A 20,268-nucleotide genomic window follows, 5' to 3' on the forward strand; every position below is an offset into this window, starting at 1 on the left:
TAAATGGCTTTTAAAAAAATTGAAATAATATTATTTTTCTTAAATATAAAGCTATTTCTCTTTTGGTTGAGGCATTGCAGATGATTTGGTGAATGGAACAATTTTCTTCCTCATAAGTCCCTTATTGGTAAAATGTTTAGAGATATCATATGTTTTACTTACGTAGTCCTTTCTATCACTATGGTAAAATATTTTTATGGATTTACAGTTTTCATTTTCGAAAATTTCTCTTAACATAGTTCTATCTGACAATCCTAAAGAATGTCCAAATGAATAAACTTGAAAATGATCATCTTCAATAAATTTTATAAGATCATGATAATTGGATGCATTAAAATATCCAAATGACTTAATATGAGTCAATAATTCATTCGATTTAATTTCTTCAAATTCTAAGTAACTTTTATTGTATTCATCCCCAAACCCAAATACAATCGGATTCTCCGACAGATCAAGCTTACCATGAATATAATTGACGTCAACTTGTTGTGCCATATTGAAAAAGGTCAAATATTTTTCAATTGTATTTGTATAATTAAAACTGACGAATAAAATTTTGTTAGGAATGATATCTGAATTCAATTTACATGTTACAATATCGCTGTACTTAATTTCTTCATAAAATAATTTAGTTAATTCTTCTGAATAATTTACATTACCCTTCGATTGGATATCCAATAAATAAGATTCAAGTTCCTTCTTTAAAAAGTCAAATTCTTCATTAATTTTATTCACCTTTTTAATATCAAATACAAATTGTCCTTTACAATTTATCAACCTTTCAAAATAATCATTTTCCAAATCAACCCAGTTCAATGTGTTAATTTTATTAATTGTTTCTCTCAAGAATGAAGATTTGATTTTAACGGTATAATAGTCGCTAGATTTCTGTAGTAAAGCAAATTGCCTTAAAGCAACGTCAGGAGTTATATGAGGCTCAATATTATTGTAAATATTTGCACCGTATCTATAATCAAGGGACAGTAAAAGATCTTCGTGGCTATTATTTATATACAAATTATTTATTGCCCTAGAAATATAATCTGAAATGAAGTGATAGTAACTAGTTTTTAGACCATGAGCGAGATCAAAGCCATTTCCTATAAGAATTAATCTATTCATAAATATTTTTTTCAAACATATAAAAAAACACTCGCATAGCCGTTTTTTTATTTATAATTATAAGTTACTGGCAGAACTAAAAAAGACTATTATAGATTTTCATTTATCCAATTTCGCTAAGTTTACAATAAAATTTAACCTATACTTAGCGCACAGTTATTTCATATTGGTAAACACACTACAAACCAATTCCTGAATGGCTTTAAACTGTATTTTGCGTAATTGGAATTTTGTTTTTTTTACTTAGTTATTTACTGAAGCTTAATCAATTTAGAACTAAATCAAAAGAAGGAACCGTAAAATGCATTTCCGTTCACAATTCTTTTTGCTTTTAAATTATCTCCCTTTTAAAGTGTTCCAAATTAAAGAAATTGCAAAATACATGTAAATAATCATTTATAATTAAGTTTACTAATGCTTTCTCCAATAAAAATGAGTGCTTTTTTTAAAGCTTTCTTTCTTGGAAAAAAAAGTGAATGAAATCGCCATTTTAAAAACAATACGCTATGGGATTATCCATATGTAGTATATAGAGTGCTAAAATATATATTTTATACAGAAATAAGACATAAATTAAAAAATACAACCTTATTCATTTTCAACTATATTTACTGGAGTAAGCTCTTTAAATTTCTCCTCGACGACAATACGCACTATTACCTTATCCTCAATATATTTCACAAGACCTTTTAAAATACTATCACCCTTAGTATAATATCCTTGCAATTTCAGTAACTCTATACAATCTTCTAAAGTTCCAGAAGTCATTCTGAGCTTTTTAATTGCTATCGCATAAAGAAATTCATTCAGTGCCTCAGCATGATCATCGTTAAGATGAAGTATCATATCACCTAAAATTGATTTCATTTTTAAGCTATCCTCTTCGGACAGACTATAATCAATTTCAGCACTTTTCGCAGCTCTTAAAAAACATGCTTGTATAATACCATCATTATATCTCACAAAATTTCCCGGATCAAGCAGATTTCTAACATATTCGCTCTGTAAGAATATGTTTTTATTTCTCAATTCATTAAGAATTGAGGAGATTATAAAATAGATTTCGGATTGTTTAGATTTTTTAATAAAGTTATTATGAGCTGCTCCGGAAGTAAAAGGAGCAAATGCAAAACCTGTTCTTAGCTTTAAAGCCTCGTTTTTTAAACTTGGAAAGAACAAGTTATTCGCTAAGCCTTTATTTCTGCCACATTCAGAAAGTTCAGTTAGTCGTTTTTTACAATATTTTTTAATTATATCAAATTTTTCAGACGCTTCAAAATACTCTTCAAATTGTTTTATAATATTTTCTTCTTTGTGCCATGGAGTTTCCTGTGCTTCTGCTGTACAGTGAATCTTTTCTACATTAAAAATCTTATGAGTTCCTTTTCCAAATTCTCCAAGACTTAAATTTGATTCCAGAAATTCAAATTGCTCATTATTACTGGTTCTATTAGCAAATGTAAAGAATATTCTCTGATAAGTTTTTTCATAATCACGTAAAGCACGACTTAAATACAATAAATTTCTGCCTGTAACAATCGACGAACTTATAATTGCAATTGAACCTTTTTGTTTTTTGTCAATTTTCTTTTTCAACTCTTCGTCAGTTCTTAATATTTGCTCTTCTTGAAAATTAAATCCATGTTCATTAATAACTTGCATAATTATCTGTGCCAATCTAAAAGATGCATCATCCGGAAGCACGATCATATATTTTAGAGAAGCTGGTATATTCTGTAGTATATATTTTTCAAGTTTTAAAAAAATAGCATAATAGGGATGTGTTGTCTCGTCCTTATTTACCCATTCGTCGAAAATTCTAAAAAGATCGATGTAAATTTCATACTTTTTTTCATTAAATGATTTTTCTTTATGATAACATCTAATAAGAGGTTCAGAATCTTTGTTTTCCTTTTTATAATAAGAACTGAAATTTCTTAAATATACAGGCAAATCAGCTTGTTTAACCAAATAACTCGAAACAATCGGCTTCTCCAAAAGGAATACATCTCCTTCAACTTTTAATGGCTTTGATCCCTCAATACAAAAGTTACAAATTTCCCCTTTTTTAACATTATAACTTTTAATTGGATCTAAAGAATCTCTATTACTTTTATCCAATGATAAATCACAAAGTACTTGGGCGTCGTATGGCGCTTTTACATTCAAACCAAATATTATAGCAATATTATTTAGGTCTATATTGTTTGATTTATTCTCAGCATCCGTCATTCTTTTAAGGATACTTCCGGAAGTGGAAGATGAAACTAAAAAAATAGTATCACGCCTAGCTTTAAATTTTAGCTTTTCAAACATTTTATAAGATCCGAAACTTTCAACAAGGACAGATTCAGTAAATTCAGGATTTAGTTCTTTTAATAAGTTTATGTAAGCAAATGCTAAGGAATTTATTGATGACGTATCCGAATAGAGGGTTTCAAACTTCGCTCTTTTGAAATATCGAATTAATGCTGACGCAATAAAAAAGATTTCATTTCCATTTATAAGTACATTTCCTGTTCTTAAAAAACGATTACTATGCTTACCTGACGGAAATACAAAATGATTTGCAGTTTGTGAAACAATCAATCCACCATTTTTAATGAATATTTTTATAAGTCCACGCTTATAAATTTCATCAATATAAACTTCAGAAGGACAAATCCCTATTACACTTGTAAAATTTCCCAAAGAATCAAGAGCAATTAAGCAAATATTATTGTGATTTTCATCAAATTCAAATTTAGGTATGTAATTATAAATAGGAGAATCTTTAACAAATAAAGCCTCAATCTTGCTTTTATTAAATTCTAAACAAATAATAATTAACTGATCCGGCAATGTATTGTTTTGAAAGTAGTTACGAAGCTGTAACTCAATATCAGTATGTGATTTGTAAGGAAAGAAAATAACAAGATGATTTTGCATTTGATCACCTTTACCTTCGATTTTTACTTCTTTATAAAAACTATAGAGGTAGCAACTTTTCATAGGCTGATTATAATAATGGATAAACAAGTGTTACTAATGTTCCTTCCGTGTTCTTCATTTCCGAATAGATATTATTAGAACCACTAAGCCAATCAAATAACTCAACTTGCTCAGTATTTTGCGTATTATTATAAGGTGAGTTTATCAAATCACGATAAATAGAACATCTTCCTGTTCTAATTTTTAAAAATCCTCGTTTATCATTTAACAACCTTAAAACTTCATCTAACCCATAACCTTTGTTTTTTCCTTCTACACCCCCCACAGACGTCTGCCCTTTAATCAAACACTTTCTAACAGTATCTATTTCTTGATTAATTGTAAGTTCTTTATTGTATGAAGAACTTAAAAATCTCTTAACCATACCTGGACCACTATCAAAAACTGAAATTTCTAATAAAAAACAATCTGCGTCTTCTTGATAAAAAGATGCTCGATAATATTTTTTTAAACCTTCATGGTTGGTACCTTCTATAAATCCACTCTTAGAACTTCGATGTATCCGCATAAATAATCCTCGTGTATTTGGCTGTAGCTTGCTTTCATCCAAATAATCTTTTTTAGCATGTTCATCTGTATTTTTTAAAAGTTCCCATACAATTTTGGACATACTATCAAACGAATCCCGAAAATGCCTCTTCATTCTTTCTTGATAATTTATAGATAATTTCTTGATAATATGGTATAAGGAATTATCTAATCCTGAGGGAGTATCAATATAACTAAAGTCATTTGCATAGAACCAATGGGAGAGCCCTTTTTCATATGAATAATGATCAAAGCATGGTATCATTATAGATTCTTTAGGCAGATCACCAGATAACGAATCAATATAATTATGCATAAAAGATGTATGCTCTTTAAAATATTTTTTTAAAGCAATGCCTTCATGGTTAATAAATTCACTCTCTTTCCATAATGTAGACAAAACAACATAACCATAATAATCCAGAGAAAAACTTTTGAAAGCTTCAGCATTATTGATATCTATTTGAATGATTACGTTACCCTTTTTTTCCCGCATCCAAGTGAATAATAGTAAATAGAATCCGGGTAAAATACCAAATCCTCTGTAATCTATACTTAATGGAATTTCTATATCAGTATCTATACTTGATTTATAGAGTTTTCCATATAAATCTTCAAGTTTTTCTAAGGTTATTCCTTTGGGAATCTTAATAACTGATTTCATTTGAATAAGTTTTGCAGTGCTTTTTAAAAGTAAGTACTAAATGTAAATATAATACTTAATAAACTAGTTGCTTATATATTATTTTACACCAAATAACTTGTGCTGGTGTAATTAACTTCTTATATTTGTATTGCAATAAAAAAAAGGTAATGATAAACGAAGATTTCACATCAATTTTTGATTTAATTAAAACGTTTCCAAATGAACAAACTTGCATTGAACATTTGGAAATTTTGCGTTGGAACGGGCAAGTTATCAGCCCTTTTGATTCGAACTCAAAAGTCTATAAATGTAAGAACAACAAATATCGTTGCAAAAATTCAGGCAAATACTTCAATGTAAAAACAGATACTTTATTCGATAATACTAAAATTGAATTACAAAAATGGTTTCTTGCCATCTGGATTATAACATCTCGAAAAGAAGGAATTTCTTCATTACAATTAGGTCGCGATTTAAACATCACTCAAAAATCAGCGTGGTTTATGATACAGCGAATTAGAAATTGTTTTAGAATCGATATCGATAATAAATCTGACGATAAAGCTAAAGATTTAGAACCAAATGATTTAACTTATAGATTTCAAAACAGTAAATAAAATAACTTATAAAGAATTGACATATGCTTAATTTAGAGAATGAACATAAGTTCATGTTTTATTCCACTTCGGAGGGAAATATAAATATTCAAGTCGTATTGGATGAAAATAATGAAACTGTTTGGGTTTCTCAAAATGCTATGGCAGAGATTTTTGAAACAACCAAACAAACAGTAAGCTACCACTTAACTAACATATATAGTGAAGGAGAGTTAAATAAATACGCAACTGTCAAAGAAATTTTGACAGTTCAAGAAGAAGGAAAAAGAAATGTTCAAAGAAATATTGAATTCTACAACTTAGACGCTATAATATCCGTTGGCTACAGAGTTAATTCACAAAAAGCTACGTATTTTAGAATATGGGCAAATTCAGTTTTAAAAGAATATCTTAAAAAAGGCTTCGTGCTTGATGATGATAGATTAAAGCAAGGGAAAACTCTTTTTGGTAAAGACTACTTTGACGAATTATTAGAGAAGATACGTGAAATACGCGCGAGTGAAAGACGTTTCTACCAAAAGATTACTGATATATATGCAACAGCGGTAGATTACGATCCTAAAGCCCCTATCACGCAAACCTTTTTTGCAACTGTTCAAAACAAACTTGAATTTGCTATAACGCATCATACTGCTCCTGAAATAGTAAAGCTACGAGCAAACTCTAAGAAGCCTAATATGGGTTTAACTACTTGGAAAAACTCTAAAACAGGGGGTAAAATCTTAAAAACAGATGTTGGTGTTGCCAAAAATTATTTGTCAGAAGAAGAAATATCAGAGCTAAATATTTTAGTGAATATGTATCTTGATTATGCTGAATTACAAGCAAAGAGAAATAAGCTTATGAAAATGAATGAATGGGTCGATAGACTTGATACATTTTTAAAATTTAATGAATATGATATTTTGAAAGATGCAGGTAAGATGAGAACAGAAGTAGCGAAAAAATTTGCTGAGAAAGAATTTGAAAAATTTAGAATTATTCAAGATTTAGAGTATAAATCCGATTTTGACAAAGTTATTGAAAACATAAAAAGCACCGGTGAACTACCCAAAGAAAGCGAATCATTAAAGGTAAATGCTTTATCATTAAAGTCCGTTTCTGAGTTAGCAAAATTCAATCAAAGCCTTAAAAAAGGACTGAATTCTAATCCAAAAGACTAAGAGTCAAAAATTACTGAAGACTATCCATTTTGACCGTTTAACTATATGGTCAAAGTGGATAGCCTAAATATTTAAAAGATCAATCTTTTTTTCAATGATTTTGGTGATTTCATTTTGTAAATTTTCTGAATGATCAGCAGTTATTTTTCGAAGTTGGTTTTTATGGTAAATGAAGTTTTTCTTTTGATTATTGAAAAGAAGCTGTAACCAATATTCCACATTTGAATATTTCAGTAATTTAATTCCTAATTTAATATCTAAAGAATCTATTTGGATAGTGTTGTCAAAAAATAACACGTTTTGCCATTCATTCACGAGATCTTGTTTGAAGTTTTGAAGTCCGAAATTGAGTAAATCTTCTAAATTATAAATATTTTTTTGCTTCAATTTTTCCATTTTGATGAAATTAATTTCAAAACGCATAATTTCGCCATCAATTTCAAATCCTTTTGAAATGTAATGTTGTGCTTTATTATACGTTTTAAGCATGTACTGAGAGTGCTCTACTTGCTTATACCTTCCTTCGTCAGAATTCATTTTATCTTCAAACGGCTTATTCTTGTGTAAAAGACATTTACTTAAAATTTCGTTTGTAGGAATTGGGGGATTTATGTTAACACCAATCTCTAATCTTTTCAAAATAGATTGACCAGGAGTTATACCAAATTTTATTTTTAAATCCTGCAAAACAGTTAAAATCGCCTTTATGTCGAAATCATTGTAGTTATGCGCTCCATTATTCCAGTATTTATGCAAACTCCCTTCCATGGTAATTCGTCCGGTTTCCCAGATCGTGAATTTTAACCCCTGAAAAAAAGCAGTTTTATATGGCATCTTATAAAGTAAGTTCCCGTTTCGGTTTTGTTTTTGTATTTTATTTTTATCCAATATAGGGAATAAAACACCTTCATCTGAGACGTTTCTTTGCTCAAATAGTAATAGTGGATTTGCCTCAAAAGTAGAGGGTGGCATATCGTTAATTAATATTTTTATAAAATCGATCAATTGAATATCTTCGTTGAGATTTATAAGATGCCTAGTGAAGCTTCACTTTTAAAAAAAGAACGAGAGCCACAATAACTCTCGTTTTCGTAAGTTTTGAGTTAACCATTAACATGGTTTAGTTAGAGTAAACGCCTAAACGTTTTAGCAATCTTATCAGTAATTCGTCTGATACAGGCTCACATTTTTTCAATCCAATAAGTAAGTATTGGATTCTTGTTTTTTCTCTGAAATGTTTCATGGCCTAAACATTTAAAGGCTGTATGCTTGCTTCTACTTGGGAGCGCAGGAAATAGACACGTCCTCCAATGCCTCTCGGCTGTAAAATACCTCGTTTACACCAATTGTGAATTGTTGAAATATCTACATTAAACATTTGCGCCAATTCGTGACGGGTTAAATATTCGTTCGGTGGCTTGGGTTTGTAGTGTTTTAGAAATTCGTCTAATTGAATTTTTATGCCCTCGTTAATTTCCTTTTGAAGTTGATCCGGGCTGTACTGGATAAATTGTATTACACTCATAATTAACTTTTTAATTGATTATGGTGTAAAATAAATATGGGGAAAAATAGGGTATTCCCCTAAATGATTGAAATACAAAAAAACCTCTCATTTCTGAAAGGCATTTTTTAGTTTTTTAATTTAAAACCTAATTTTATAAGGGAATATTTGACCCTCTCAACGGTTTTAGTAGTATGATAGGGGTGATCTTTATGATCAGTGTCCTTGTCCGAAAGCCTATTTAAGCTAGGTCTTAGCGTTTGGGGTCTTTCACCACACAATAGACTTAAAGCCTTTGATAAAGCATTATTGCTTATTCCGAATTCTGCATTATTTCTTATATGTTCTATTATTCCTAACTCATTATAAGCGATTATTTTTTCAACTGCAGTTGAGTTTGACAAATCAAGCTCTTCAGTTTCTACAATACTTCCTACACCTAACTCCCTTTTTTTTATCTCTAGGAATTTAAGTTCGTCTTTAAGGTGTTGGATTGTCCCTTCAAATCTTGTTTTACCAGTTTTTACTAAATAATTGATATCTTTTTCATCTGGGATGTTTAATTTATCTGTAAAACCTTCCATAACTTCATTCCTAATATCTTCATCTGTTTTTTGACTGACTATGTCTAAAATTTTTTTTAGTTTATTGGTCTCCTGTATAATAAAATCTAGTGGTTTTTTGTCTTCGTTTTTCAATAAATAATTGTATAATTCTCTCTCATAAGTCATAAAATCTCTTGCCATTTTCTTTAATTTTAAATTTATTTTATTCGTTTGTTCCGTTTTTTATTACTTTCATTTCAGGCTTTTTGTCTTTATGGATTTCGTTATAAAACTTCATAAACAAATCGGCATTTTCATCAGTATCTTCTGGTGCATTTATATAAACACGAAAAATTGATTCCTTGGAATGGCCGCTTATCCCCATTAGTACGGGAGTAGGAATTTTCTTATAGTAATTACTGCAGAAGGATCTTCTAAATGAGTGCGTCGTTATTAGTTTGTGTTTTTCATATAAATCAAACTTTTTACGTCCAGTTCCGGAATCAAATATTTTCCCTTCAGTCAATACGTTTATTCCGGCTGTTTCACACACTTTTTTAATGTAGGTATTTAATTTCTGAGTGCTGATTTTATACGGAAAACTGTTTTCTATCATGTCAATAATGAATGGGTCACTTATTCCAACTGTTACGGCTTTTTTTGTTTTCTGTTGGATCAGGTCTAAATACATATTCCCGCCTTTGTATCGGATATTATCTTTTGTAATTTCGATTAAATCCCCTCCCCGCTGTCCAATTTCGCACCCAATTAATAACCATTTGCGAGCATTTTGATGCGCTTCGCTTTTAATATCGGCAGTTCGTATTTGTTCCAACTCAGCAAAAGATAAGGTTTGAATATATCGGTCATCGTCGCTTTCCGATACTATGGTAATTTGTTTAGCATACGAATTAACCTGAATACCTTTTTTTTCGGCTTCAATACAAACTGTCTTAATGTTTGCAATGTGCTTTGAAGCTGTGTTTATGGCGTACTTTTTGGTTTTAAGTAGCCACTGTTCCAGTTTCTCCATCAACGCCAGATTAATGTCCGTAAAGTGTATTTGCTTTTTATTTTTGTTTTGAAATTCTAAAAGGATATTTTTTGTTGATGTAAAGCTGTTTTTTCTGCTTAATGAAATACCGTGTTTGTACCCTCCTTTTACTTTTACTTTTCGAGTATCAGCCGTGTCAATTATGTTTTGAATATAATTTACTATTAGACCTTCATCGGTTTTTTCTATCCGATTAAAACAATCATTGATTTTTGATTCGAGCCAAAATGAATCAATTACAATTCCTTTCCCTAGATCAGAATTGAGATTTTCAAAAATAAAAGATTCCAACTTTTTAAGGTTGTTAAATATTATTTTGTTTTCCGTGTTATTTTGTTTGGGACGGTCTGTGTCTTTGCTCCAATCTTTTGGGTTGATAGAAAACCCAGTATTTAACTCAATGACGTTTCCACGTCCTGTGGACAAATAAACTTTTATAGATACGTTTTTGTTTGCCTTACTTCTTAATCTGAAATTTACGGTTGCCATAGTTTGAACATTAGAAACATTTTGAACAATCCAAATATAACACTAATTGCCCAAGTTGCCAAACCATTACCAAACCAATTTAAGATTTCATTCAATTTTATTCAATTTAATTACATAGTTTTATCGTGACATATAATCATATTTAGCACTGAATTTGTGTTAGTTAACACTGTGTATGGATAGTTTTTTAAGAGATATTAAAAAGTGCTTAATTGATGGGGTTCAATTCCGGCTCCGGGTACAAAAACCTCTTCTTTCGAAGAGGTTTTTTTTATGGTCTTTTTTAAACAATAATAAGTAATTTAATTGTGAGATTAAGACGCTCTATTAAGTGAACTTATATTACTTATATGGTGAAAACCTCACAACTCGCCTCATGCAAAACTGGAAAATTGCAGGAATTAGCTATAAAACACAATTGATTTGCTTTTTTATGAAGCTCTAACGATAACTCCGTTTTATCTGAATTTGCAATTTTTACTTTCGGAAATAATTTTACTTCAACAAAACGCCCGCTTCCATCTGCAGAAACTTCTAGTGTTGCTTCGGCGTTGTCTGAATATTCAAGGACTTCTATTCCGTTTTGAGAACAGACATATAAGTAGGACATCATGTGGCAGGAAACCAAACTGCTCAAAAGCAAATCTTCAGGATTATATAATTCCGGATCGCCTTTGAAAGCTTTTGCTGCCGAGACGTTTAAAGCTGGTTTGCCTTCGATTTGGATTTGATGGCTTTTATTGTAAAATCTCTTTGTTGAATCTGTATGTTTTTTATTTGAAGACCATTTTGCTTCTACTTTGAATAGATGTTTCATTATGCGTTTTTTTTGCTATGGCTAAGTTAAGATTTTCTGTTGTAAAGAATTAATCTCGCAAAGTCGCAGAGTCGCAAAGTTTATGAACAAAGCTTAAAAAAACTTTGCAACTCTGCGACTTTGCATGGAATTTCTCTCCAGTTTCCCAATAAAAAAACCTCGAAAGCATAACTTTCGAGGTTTCTTAGAGAATTACTAAACTAATAAACAAATCCTAAAACTATTTCTGTACTGAGAATTTAAAAGTAGTTTTAGTTTTATAATTTTCTCCCGGGTTTAAAACCGTTGTTGGGAAATTTTTCTGGTTTGGAGAATCAGGATAATGTTCTGTTTCTAAACAAAGTCCTGTTCTGTGTGCGTAAGTTTTTCCGTCGCGCGTTGGTAAAGTTCCGTCAAGGAAATTTCCAGAGTAAAACTGAATTCCAGGTTCGTCTGTTGTCATTTCCATAACTCTTCCGCTTGCTGCGTGGTATACTTTTGCAATAATTGTTTTTCCTTTTTCAGGATTGTTCAACACCCAGCAGTGATCGTAACCTTTTCCTCTTTCTAATTGTTCGTTTTTAACTGCAATATCTTTTCCAATTAATTTTGGCGTTCTGAAATCGAAAGGCGTACCAGCAACATCATCTAATTTTCCTGTCGGAATTAAAGTCGCATCAACCGGAACTAATTTATCTGCATTTAAAGTCAATTCGTGATCTAAGATTGTTTTTGTAAAATCTCCAGATAAATTGAAATAGGAATGCTGCGTCAAATTCACAACTGTTTTCTTATCTGTAGTCGCTTCGTAAAGTACTTCTAACTGATTGTCATTTGTCAATGTATAAGTAACAAAAACTTTCAAAGTTCCAGGATAACCTTCTTCCATATCTTTACTTACATAAGATAATTTTAAAGAAGCTGTTTCACCAGATTTTACCTCATCAGCTTTCCAAACTACATTGAAATATCCTTGTGGCCCACCGTGTAAAGCATTTGGCGCATTATTGATTGCCAATTGATATTCTTTTTCATCTAAAGTGAATTTTCCTTTCGCAATTCGGTTTCCATATCTTCCTATCAAAGCTCCGAAGAATGGATTTTCTTTTTCGTATTGTGCCAAAGAATTAAATCCGATTACTACATTTTCAGAAACGCCTTCTTTATTAGGCACTTTTAAATCTGTTATTCTTCCGCCAAACGTGATGATGTCAACTTCCATCCCATTTTGGTTTTTCAATTTATAACTTTCGACTTTTTCTCCTTTTGCAGTTGTTCCGTACTCTGATTTTTCAATTGTTACCAAGGCTTTTTCATCAGTAGCAACTTTTTCTGTATCCGCTTTTTTATCGCTTTTACATTGAACTGAAACTGCAGCCAAACTCAAAAGGCTCAGACCGAAAACACAACGTTTTAATACATTCATAAATGGTTATTTTTTAGTTAGTAAAGTCTTAAAGACAAAAGTCATAAAGTCTTTTCTTCAAAGTAACTAAAACTTTCGGACTTTATGACTTTCGACTTTTGACTAATTAAAGTCCGTGTTGAAACAAATGATAATAAGCTTCATTTGCATTGATCTTATCTTTGAAATCTCTCACGGTAGTTTTTTCATCAATAACCAATAATTCAATTCCAGCGATATCAGCAAAATCTTCCATGTATTCTGTTGTCAATGACTGGCTGTAAACTGTATGGTGCGCTCCTCCAGCCAAAATCCAAGCTGTTGCTGCAATATCAAGGTTTGGTTTACAATCCCATAAAACTCTTGCAACTGGTAATTTTGGCAATTCAGCCATTGGTTTGATAGCCTCTACTTCGTTCACAATTAAACGGAAACGAGTTCCCATATCTACCAAAGAAACATTGATTGCATCTCCTGCAGGAGAGTTGAATACCAAACGAGCTGGATCTTCTTTTCCGCCAATTCCTAAAGGATGTACTTCACAAGAAGGTTTTCCGTCAGCGATAGATGGACAAATTTCTAACATATGCGATCCTAAAACATACGATTTTTGTGGTGTGAAATGGTAGGTGTAATCTTCCATGAAAGAAGTTCCGCCTTCCAAGCCAATATTCATCACTTTTAATGCTCTTACCATTGCAGCTGTTTTCCAGTCTCCTTCTCCACCAAAACCATAACCATCGGCCATTAATCTTTGTGTTGCGATTCCTGGTAATTGTTTCCAAACTCCAAGGTTTTCGAATGTATCTGTAAAAGCGCCAAATCCTCCTTCTTCAAGGAAAGCTCTTAATCCTAATTCAATTTTTGCCGCTTCCGCTAAAGAACTTCTTTGCGCGCCTCCTTCTTTTAAAGAATCAGTCAAAGTGTATGATTGTTCGTAAACCGCTAATAAATCAGCTAATTGTTGGTCGGTTACTTTTTCAATATGTTTCGTTACATCTGATGAATCGAATCCGTTTACTGAAACTCCAAAACGAATTTGAGCTTCTACTTTATCGCCTTCTGTTACGGCAACTTCACGCATATTATCTCCAATACGAGCTACTTTTAAGTTTTGAAGTTCGTCCCAACCTAAAACAACTCTTGACCAAATTCCTAATTTCTTTTGAACTCTTTCGTCTTCCCAATGTCCTACAACAACTTTACGTTTTTTGCGCATTCTTGACATGATGAAACCGAATTCACGATCTCCGTGAGCCGATTGATTCAAGTTCATGAAATCCATGTCGATAGATCCCCACGGAATTTCAGCATTGTATTGTGTATGCAAATGACATAATGGTTTTTTCAAAATACTCAAACCGCCAATCCACATTTTTGCTGGTGAAAAAGTATGCATCCAGGCAATAATTCCGATACAGTTTTTCTCTGAATTCGCAGCTAAACATACATCTAAAATTTGTGAAGGAGATTTCACCACATCTTTATAAACCACTTTTACTGGTATTGAAGATGAAGCGTCTAATCCTTTTGCAATTATCTGAGAATGTTCAGCTACTTTTCTAAGTGTTTCTTCACCATATAATTCCTGGCTTCCTACTACAAACCATACTTCTTTTTGAGATATATCTATCATTATGTTTAATCGTTTATTTGTTGAACTGTTTATTTGTTGAATCGTTTAATCGTGAAAAACGGAACCGATTAAACGATTTACCGATTCACCGACTAAACAATCATTGTCCGTAATACGAATCTTTTCCGTGTTTGCGGTTGTAATGTTTCTTTATTAGAGAATCTTTTAATCTTGGTGCGTTCGGATTTATTTGTAAAGTCAGATACGCCATTTCGGCTACGACTTCTAAAACCTTACTGTTGTACACTGCTTTTGCGGCGTTTTTTCCCCATGCGAAAGGACCGTGATTTCCAATTAAAACCATTTCTACTTCTTCGTAAGAAAGATTTTTTTCTTTGAAGCAATCCAAAATCTGAATTCCGGTATTGTGTTCGTAGTTTCCTTCAATAAGCGAATCTGCCATTGGTGGTGCGCACGGAATATCTGCTGTTAAATGATCCGCATGAGTTGTTCCAAAAATTGGAATATCCTGTTGTGACTGTGCCCAAGCAACTGAATAAGTAGCGTGTGTATGTGCCACACCACCAATATTTGGCCAGTTTTTGTATAAATAAGCATGCGTTTTCGTGTCAGATGACGGACGCATGGTTCCTTCAATAACGTTATTATCAAAATCGACAATTACGATATCTTCTGGTTTTAAATCTTCATAAGGAACACCGCTTGGCTTAATAGCAAAAACACCATTTTTTCTGTCTACGGCGCTTACATTTCCAAAAGTGTAGACAACCAGATTCAATGCATTTAACTGCATATTGGCTTCGTAACATTCCTGTTTTAAATCTTTATACTGAGAACTCATTTTGAGAAATTTTAATAGTTGGATCTGCAAAAACACTTAATTGTTCGTAAGCGATCAGCAGTTTGTTATAAGCCGCAACTTTATCTAATTGAGGGAAATATTCTCCGTCAAAATCGCTTCCAATTTTTTGGCTTGCTTCGATTACGTTAGGATAAATTCCGGCTGCAACTGCTGCATAAATCGCTGCTCCTAAAGCAGGAGTCTGATCTGAAGCTGCAATTTTAATTGGCTTGTTTAAAACATTGGCCAATGTTTGCATAATAAAAGGCGATTTTCTGGCAACGCCTCCAATTCCGATAACGCTGTCGATTTTTACTCCTTCTTCTTCAAAACGATCTACAATTTTCTTTGCTCCAAAGCAGATTGCGTTTACTAAGGCTTTAAAAATATGAGGTGCTTTTGTTCCTAAAGAAAGGTTTGAAATTGCACTTTTTACCTCCTGATTTGCATCTGGAGTTCTTCTTCCGTTGATCCAGTCCAAAGCAATTGGAAGACTTTCTGAAACTGGAATTTTCTCTGCTTCTTTTGTTAATTCAACAATTAATTTATCACTGAATTCTTCTCTTAATTGTTCTTTTTGAGCCTCATTTAAAACTGTTGAAGAAGTCAATAAATGTTCTGTCGGCCACATTAATAGTTCTTTGTACCAAGCTAATAAATCGCCGAAAGCAGATTGTCCTGCTTCAAGACCAATAAAGCCCGGAATTACAGAGCCATCAACCTGTCCGCAAATTCCACGAACGGTTTTTGTTCCCACTTCATCATAAGAACCAACTAGAATATCACAAGTTGAAGTTCCCATAACACGAACTAAAGTGTTTTCTCCAATTTTAGCTCCAACAGCTCCAGAATGCGCGTCGAAAGTTCCAACAGCCACAACTGTATCTGTAGAAAGCCCTAAACGATCTGCCCATTCTTTGCTTAAATTTCCAGCTGCTAAATCAGATGTATACGTTTCATCGTATAAATTACCACGAAGCTGTGCTAAATAAGGATGTAATTTTTCTAAGAATTCAACTGGTGGAAGTCCGTTCCAGTCTGCATGCCACATAGCTTTGTGACCCGCAGCGCAACGGCTTCTTTTAAAAGTTTTTAAATCTTTATCTTCGATTAATAAGTATGTCATTAAATCGCAGTGCTCCATCCAGGTATACGCTGCATTTCGAACCGCTTCATCTTCTCTAGCGATGTGAAGGATTTTTGCCCAAAACCATTCTGATGAATAAATGCCGCCTACATATTTTGTAACATCTTCCCCGCCCCAGCTTACTGCCAGTTCGTTGATTTCGTTTGCTTCATTAATCGAAGTATGATCTTTCCATAAAACCATCATCGCATTTGGGTTTTCTTCAAAACCTTTTGTTAATGCTAGTGGCGTTCCGTCTTTTGTAACCGGAACTGGAGAAGATCCTGTGGTATCAATGCAAATCCCGCGAACTAACGACGGATCAACTTTACTTTCTTTTATAACGGTTTGAATCGTAATTTCCAGACCTTCAATATGATCTAAAGGATGCTGACGAAACTGATTTATCGATGCGTCACAATATTGTTTGTTTTTCCATCTTTTGTAATGAGAAACATTCGATGCTAATTCCTGCCCATTTTCAGTATCGATAAGCACCGCTCGAACAGAATCTGTTCCGTAGTCCAATCCTATAACGTAATTTTTCATTCGAAATTCATTTTTGATAATGACAAATATAATTATAATTCATTTATAAGTGTACAATAAACACTTAATAAAAATTGAGCTTTGAATTTTTACAAATAATGCATCAAAACAAGCAATTATGACAAAAACAGAAAATAAATGTTTGTTTAACATTTATTCTGCTGCGATTATTTCATCTTAATTTTTAAAACTGTTACCGAGTAAGCTGGAAAATCGTACTGAACTTTACTTCCGCTTAACTTAAATTCGCTTTCTTTCGGACTAATTTTAGTTGGAGTTTCAAAAGAATTTTCATCATTTATTCCGTCTCCTTTTAAAATTATTGCGGTTCCTTTCGAATCTAATTTTGCACCTTTTAAATCAATTGAAACATTTTGAGAAGCAGCATTTGCGTTAACAATTTTCAAAATCACTTCTTTAGAATTCACATCTTTTACTGCCGATGCAAACAAATCATTTTGACCTGTAACTGCTTTTCCGTCTTTTGTGATATTGATTAAATCGGTTCCTTTATTGTTAGAGAATAATTTCTGAACATAATAATTTGGCGTTCCGTACGATTGCAAATTATTAAACCAAATCATGTCCGGTGTCCATTGCCAGCCTTCTACATGTGCCAATAAAGGTGCATAAGAAGTTAACTGCACAACCTCAGCATTACGTTCCATTCCAGTCATAAATGCTGCTTCTGAGAAAGCACATTCCCAGTTGTTTTTGTTTTCTGGACTTGCGATTGCGACACTTTGCGCTGCATATTCTCCAGCAAAAATCTTTGGTCCTTTACGGTCATAATTGTCGTAACGCGTTACGTTTTTTCTGAACCAAGCCGGATCCTTATAATAATGTTCATCAACAATTTCAGCGTTCAATTTTTTAAGTTCTTTCATCCCATAATCGTAAAAATCTCCGTCAGGAAAAGGTCCTGTTCCAGAAACAATTGTGATGTTTGGATATTTTGCCTTAATCGCTTTTTGAAACACTTTGAAACGCTCAATATAATCAGGTCCCCACTGCTCATTTCCAACTCCAATGAATTTTAAGTTAAATGGTTTTGGATGTCCCATATCAGCTCTTACTTTCCCCCAAGCTGTCGTCGCATCGCCATTTGCAAATTCAATTAAATCTAAAGCATCTTGTACATAAGGGTCGATTTGATCCATTGGAACCAATTCTCCTGTATTGAATTGACAAGCCATTCCACAGCTTAAAATTGGAAGCGGGGAAGCACCGATATCTTCTGAAAGCTGAAAATATTCAAAGAATCCCAAACCAAAACTCTGGAAATAATCTGGCGCTGGACGATGTGAAAATTCCATGTTCCAACGGTTAACTGCCGTTTCTCTGTCTTCAACTTTTCCTACTGATTTTTTCCATTGGTAACGTTCTGCCAAAGTTCTTCCTTCAACAATACAACCTCCTGGGAAACGCAAAAATCCTGGTTTCAAATCATATAACAATTGTACTAAATCTTTACGAAGTCCATTTTTTCTTCCTGCCCAAGTATCTTCTGGAAACAATGAAATATTATCTAAATCAATTACGCCATTTCCTTCAAAAGTGATTTTTAATTTTGCTTTGGCTTCAGTTGCCGAAGATGTTAATTGAGCTGTATAATTAGACCAGTCATTTGATGCCGGTACAACTGAAGTTTCGCCTAAAACTTTATTGTTTTTGTCAATAAATTGGAATTTAATTTTTGAAATATTCCCCGAAATTTTTGAAGCTTTTAAAGTCAAATTATACTTTAAATCTTTCTTGATTCCCATGCCTCTGAAGCCATCATTAATCAATTCGTAACCTGAAGCATCATTAATCGTAATTCGGCAATAATTATGATTTGTTCCTTTTTGAGAATACTGAATCACATTTGCAATTCCTGATTCGGTGTTTAATTTATGACGGTCGCTTTTAGGCTGATTCCATCCCATTAACGGAAACTGGAATTCGAAAGATCTGTTTTTGATCATTTCGGCATACAATCCGCCATCTGCAGCAAAATTGATATCTTCAAAAAACACTCCATACATAGTAGGCTGAATTTTAGTTACTGTTTTTGCAACATCAACTTGAAGATTATTTTTTTGTGCCGATGCATAAACGCCGCTCAGCAATAAACCGCAAAGGGTAATTTTTGTAATTAATTTGGACTTCATTTTTTTATAATTAATGTGTTTTATGACACGCGGATGACGCGGGTTAAAACGGGTTTTTATTTTGTTTTTTTAACTTTGGCTTTAGTTTAAACGCATAGAATCATAGTTATACTTTGTTTAAAAAAAGGCATGATTTCCTAATTATAATTGATTTATCTATTTTAAAACAGGCCATAAATCAGTATCCCATTTCATTTCTTTTACTATTAATCTTGGTGTTCCGTTCGTTTTCTTTTCATAAGCGTGATAAAAAATGTAATCTTTTCCATCAAATGTATAAGCACTGTTATGTCCTACTCCAAAATAATTTTCATCGCCTTGAACTACAATACTTCCTCCACCCTCATTTAATGGTTTTCCGTCTTTATCGACATAAGGTCCGGTTACATTTTTAGATCTTCCAACCACAACTTTATAGGTACTTTTTTCTCCGCGGCAACATAAATCCCAAGAAAGAAATTGATAGTAATATCCGTTTTTCTTAAAAATAAATGGAGCTTCAAGTGCGCCGTCACCCGGATCAGAATCAGCTAATTCAAAAGTTCTTTTTCGTTTTGAGATCGTGTGCCATTCTTGAGGCTGGGCGATCGATTTTAGATCGGGATTTAATTTTACCATTTTCAAGCCTTCCCAAAAAGAACCAAATGAAAGCCAAGGTGTATTATTTTCATCAAAAACTAAATTCGGATCAATGGCATTCCACATATCACGGTTTGGTTGTGACTGAATTACAATTCCCTGATCGACCCATTTGTAATTTTTATCAGATGGATCTAATGTCGTATTGGTCGCAACGCCAATTGCCGAAGTATTTTTGGCGAAAGCCGAAACCGAATAATACAGATAATAAACATTGTTGTGCAATGAAATATCTGGTGCCCAAATATGATTTTTGAAATCGGCGGCAACGCCATCTGCCCAAACTGGTTTATCTTTGAAAACCTGTGGCTGTTTGTCCCATTTTTTTAAATCTTTTGAACTAAAGACACTAATTCCGTTTCCGGTACAATATAAATAATAAGTATCTTTTTGTTTAATCACAACCGGATCGTGAACAACAATGTCTTGTGCTACTACCGCAGATCCAGTTAGAATAAATAGAAGTGAGAATATTGATTTTATTTTGATGTACAATTTCATGA

Annotated in this window: 16 protein-coding genes; 2 read left to right on the top strand and 14 right to left on the bottom strand. The window is 32.6% G+C overall.

Annotated elements, in window-relative coordinates; genetic code table 11:
- Window positions 1-51: 51 nt before the first annotated feature.
- From EV145_RS02275 to EV145_RS02285, 3 genes are all read right to left on the bottom strand, one after another.
- Entirely contained in the window at window positions 52-1,122 is a 1,071-nt protein-coding gene (locus EV145_RS02275) for an AbiH family protein (RefSeq protein WP_133523604.1), read from the bottom strand.
- A gap of 588 nt (window positions 1,123-1,710) precedes the next feature.
- Entirely contained in the window at window positions 1,711-4,113 is a 2,403-nt protein-coding gene (locus EV145_RS02280) for a hypothetical protein (RefSeq protein ID WP_133523605.1), read from the bottom strand.
- A gap of 7 nt (window positions 4,114-4,120) precedes the next feature.
- The gene (locus EV145_RS02285; RefSeq protein WP_133523606.1) at window positions 4,121-5,305 is read right to left on the bottom strand and encodes a hypothetical protein; all 1,185 of its coding nucleotides are present in this window, start codon (window positions 5,303-5,305) and stop codon (window positions 4,121-4,123) included.
- A 149-nt stretch (window positions 5,306-5,454) separates the two neighbouring features.
- Between EV145_RS02285 and EV145_RS02290 the strand changes: the two genes are divergently transcribed.
- Together EV145_RS02290 and EV145_RS02295 are read left to right on the top strand one after the other, a co-directional pair.
- Window positions 5,455-5,904 carry a hypothetical protein gene (locus EV145_RS02290; protein WP_133523607.1) on the top strand — a complete coding sequence of 150 codons (450 nt, stop codon included), beginning with the start codon at window positions 5,455-5,457 and terminating at the stop codon, window positions 5,902-5,904.
- A 23-nt stretch (window positions 5,905-5,927) separates the two neighbouring features.
- A complete protein-coding gene (locus EV145_RS02295) occupies window positions 5,928-7,067 on the top strand; it encodes a virulence RhuM family protein (protein WP_133523608.1) in 1,140 nt (379 codons plus the stop codon).
- 63 nt (window positions 7,068-7,130) lie between these two features.
- Here EV145_RS02295 and EV145_RS02300 read toward each other — a convergent pair whose 3' ends face one another.
- From EV145_RS02300 to EV145_RS02350, 11 genes are all read right to left on the bottom strand, one after another.
- Window positions 7,131-8,039, bottom strand: coding sequence for a hypothetical protein (locus EV145_RS02300; protein WP_133523609.1), 909 nt, complete (start codon window positions 8,037-8,039; stop codon window positions 7,131-7,133).
- A 274-nt stretch (window positions 8,040-8,313) separates the two neighbouring features.
- A complete protein-coding gene (locus tag EV145_RS02305; protein WP_133523610.1) occupies window positions 8,314-8,592 on the bottom strand; it encodes a helix-turn-helix domain-containing protein in 279 nt (92 codons plus the stop codon).
- A 107-nt stretch (window positions 8,593-8,699) separates the two neighbouring features.
- On the bottom strand, window positions 8,700-9,317 hold the full coding sequence (locus EV145_RS02310; RefSeq protein WP_133523611.1) for a hypothetical protein: 618 nt from the start codon (window positions 9,315-9,317) through the stop codon (window positions 8,700-8,702).
- A gap of 22 nt (window positions 9,318-9,339) precedes the next feature.
- Window positions 9,340-10,659: a tyrosine-type recombinase/integrase gene (locus tag EV145_RS02315; RefSeq protein ID WP_133523612.1), complete on the bottom strand. Its 1,320-nt coding sequence runs from the start codon at window positions 10,657-10,659 to the stop codon at window positions 9,340-9,342.
- A 346-nt stretch (window positions 10,660-11,005) separates the two neighbouring features.
- Window positions 11,006-11,476, bottom strand: coding sequence for an OsmC family protein (locus EV145_RS02320; RefSeq protein ID WP_133523613.1), 471 nt, complete (start codon window positions 11,474-11,476; stop codon window positions 11,006-11,008).
- Window positions 11,477-11,696: 220 nt separating this feature from the next.
- On the bottom strand, window positions 11,697-12,881 hold the full coding sequence (locus EV145_RS02325; protein ID WP_133523614.1) for an aldose epimerase family protein: 1,185 nt from the start codon (window positions 12,879-12,881) through the stop codon (window positions 11,697-11,699).
- Between the two features lie 106 nt (window positions 12,882-12,987).
- Entirely contained in the window at window positions 12,988-14,496 is a 1,509-nt protein-coding gene (gene araA / locus EV145_RS02330) for an L-arabinose isomerase (protein WP_133523615.1), read from the bottom strand.
- A gap of 100 nt (window positions 14,497-14,596) precedes the next feature.
- The gene (locus tag EV145_RS02335; protein ID WP_133523616.1) at window positions 14,597-15,298 is read right to left on the bottom strand and encodes an L-ribulose-5-phosphate 4-epimerase; all 702 of its coding nucleotides are present in this window, start codon (window positions 15,296-15,298) and stop codon (window positions 14,597-14,599) included.
- Complete coding sequence (locus EV145_RS02340; protein WP_133523617.1) at window positions 15,282-16,973, bottom strand: ribulokinase; 1,692 nt, start codon at window positions 16,971-16,973, stop codon at window positions 15,282-15,284. The genes EV145_RS02335 and EV145_RS02340 overlap by 17 nt, the downstream gene beginning before the upstream one ends.
- A gap of 167 nt (window positions 16,974-17,140) precedes the next feature.
- Window positions 17,141-19,126 (bottom strand): alpha-L-arabinofuranosidase C-terminal domain-containing protein, encoded by a 1,986-nt coding sequence (locus EV145_RS02345; RefSeq protein ID WP_133523618.1) that lies wholly within the window; start codon window positions 19,124-19,126, stop codon window positions 17,141-17,143.
- Between the two features lie 156 nt (window positions 19,127-19,282).
- Window positions 19,283-20,266 carry an arabinan endo-1,5-alpha-L-arabinosidase gene (locus EV145_RS02350; RefSeq protein WP_133523619.1) on the bottom strand — a complete coding sequence of 328 codons (984 nt, stop codon included), beginning with the start codon at window positions 20,264-20,266 and terminating at the stop codon, window positions 19,283-19,285.
- Between the last annotated feature and the right edge of the window lie 2 nt (window positions 20,267-20,268).

Origin of the sequence: Flavobacterium sp. 245 (genome assembly GCF_004362055.1) — a bacterium.
Classification (GTDB): Bacteria; Bacteroidota; Bacteroidia; order Flavobacteriales; family Flavobacteriaceae; genus Flavobacterium.

Excerpts from the sequence above, each read along its gene's own strand:
- araA (WP_133523615.1), bottom strand. The coding sequence starts at position 14,496 with ATGATAGATATATCTCAAAAAGAAGTATGGTTTGTAGTAGGAAGCCAG.
- EV145_RS02320 (WP_133523613.1), bottom strand. The coding sequence starts at position 11,476 with ATGAAACATCTATTCAAAGTAGAAGCAAAATGGTCTTCAAATAAAAAA.
- EV145_RS02285 (WP_133523606.1), bottom strand. The coding sequence starts at position 5,305 with ATGAAATCAGTTATTAAGATTCCCAAAGGAATAACCTTAGAAAAACTT.
- EV145_RS02305 (WP_133523610.1), bottom strand. The coding sequence starts at position 8,592 with ATGAGTGTAATACAATTTATCCAGTACAGCCCGGATCAACTTCAAAAG.
- EV145_RS02290 (WP_133523607.1), top strand. The coding sequence starts at position 5,455 with ATGATAAACGAAGATTTCACATCAATTTTTGATTTAATTAAAACGTTT.
- EV145_RS02325 (WP_133523614.1), bottom strand. The coding sequence starts at position 12,881 with ATGAATGTATTAAAACGTTGTGTTTTCGGTCTGAGCCTTTTGAGTTTG.
- EV145_RS02310 (WP_133523611.1), bottom strand. The coding sequence starts at position 9,317 with ATGGCAAGAGATTTTATGACTTATGAGAGAGAATTATACAATTATTTA.
- EV145_RS02280 (WP_133523605.1), bottom strand. The coding sequence starts at position 4,113 with ATGAAAAGTTGCTACCTCTATAGTTTTTATAAAGAAGTAAAAATCGAA.
- EV145_RS02340 (WP_133523617.1), bottom strand. The coding sequence starts at position 16,973 with ATGAAAAATTACGTTATAGGATTGGACTACGGAACAGATTCTGTTCGA.
- EV145_RS02335 (WP_133523616.1), bottom strand. The coding sequence starts at position 15,298 with ATGAGTTCTCAGTATAAAGATTTAAAACAGGAATGTTACGAAGCCAAT.
- EV145_RS02315 (WP_133523612.1), bottom strand. The coding sequence starts at position 10,659 with ATGGCAACCGTAAATTTCAGATTAAGAAGTAAGGCAAACAAAAACGTA.
- EV145_RS02345 (WP_133523618.1), bottom strand. The coding sequence starts at position 19,126 with ATGAAGTCCAAATTAATTACAAAAATTACCCTTTGCGGTTTATTGCTG.
- EV145_RS02350 (WP_133523619.1), bottom strand. The coding sequence starts at position 20,266 with ATGAAATTGTACATCAAAATAAAATCAATATTCTCACTTCTATTTATT.
- EV145_RS02300 (WP_133523609.1), bottom strand. The coding sequence starts at position 8,039 with ATGCCACCCTCTACTTTTGAGGCAAATCCACTATTACTATTTGAGCAA.
- EV145_RS02275 (WP_133523604.1), bottom strand. The coding sequence starts at position 1,122 with ATGAATAGATTAATTCTTATAGGAAATGGCTTTGATCTCGCTCATGGT.
- EV145_RS02295 (WP_133523608.1), top strand. The coding sequence starts at position 5,928 with ATGCTTAATTTAGAGAATGAACATAAGTTCATGTTTTATTCCACTTCG.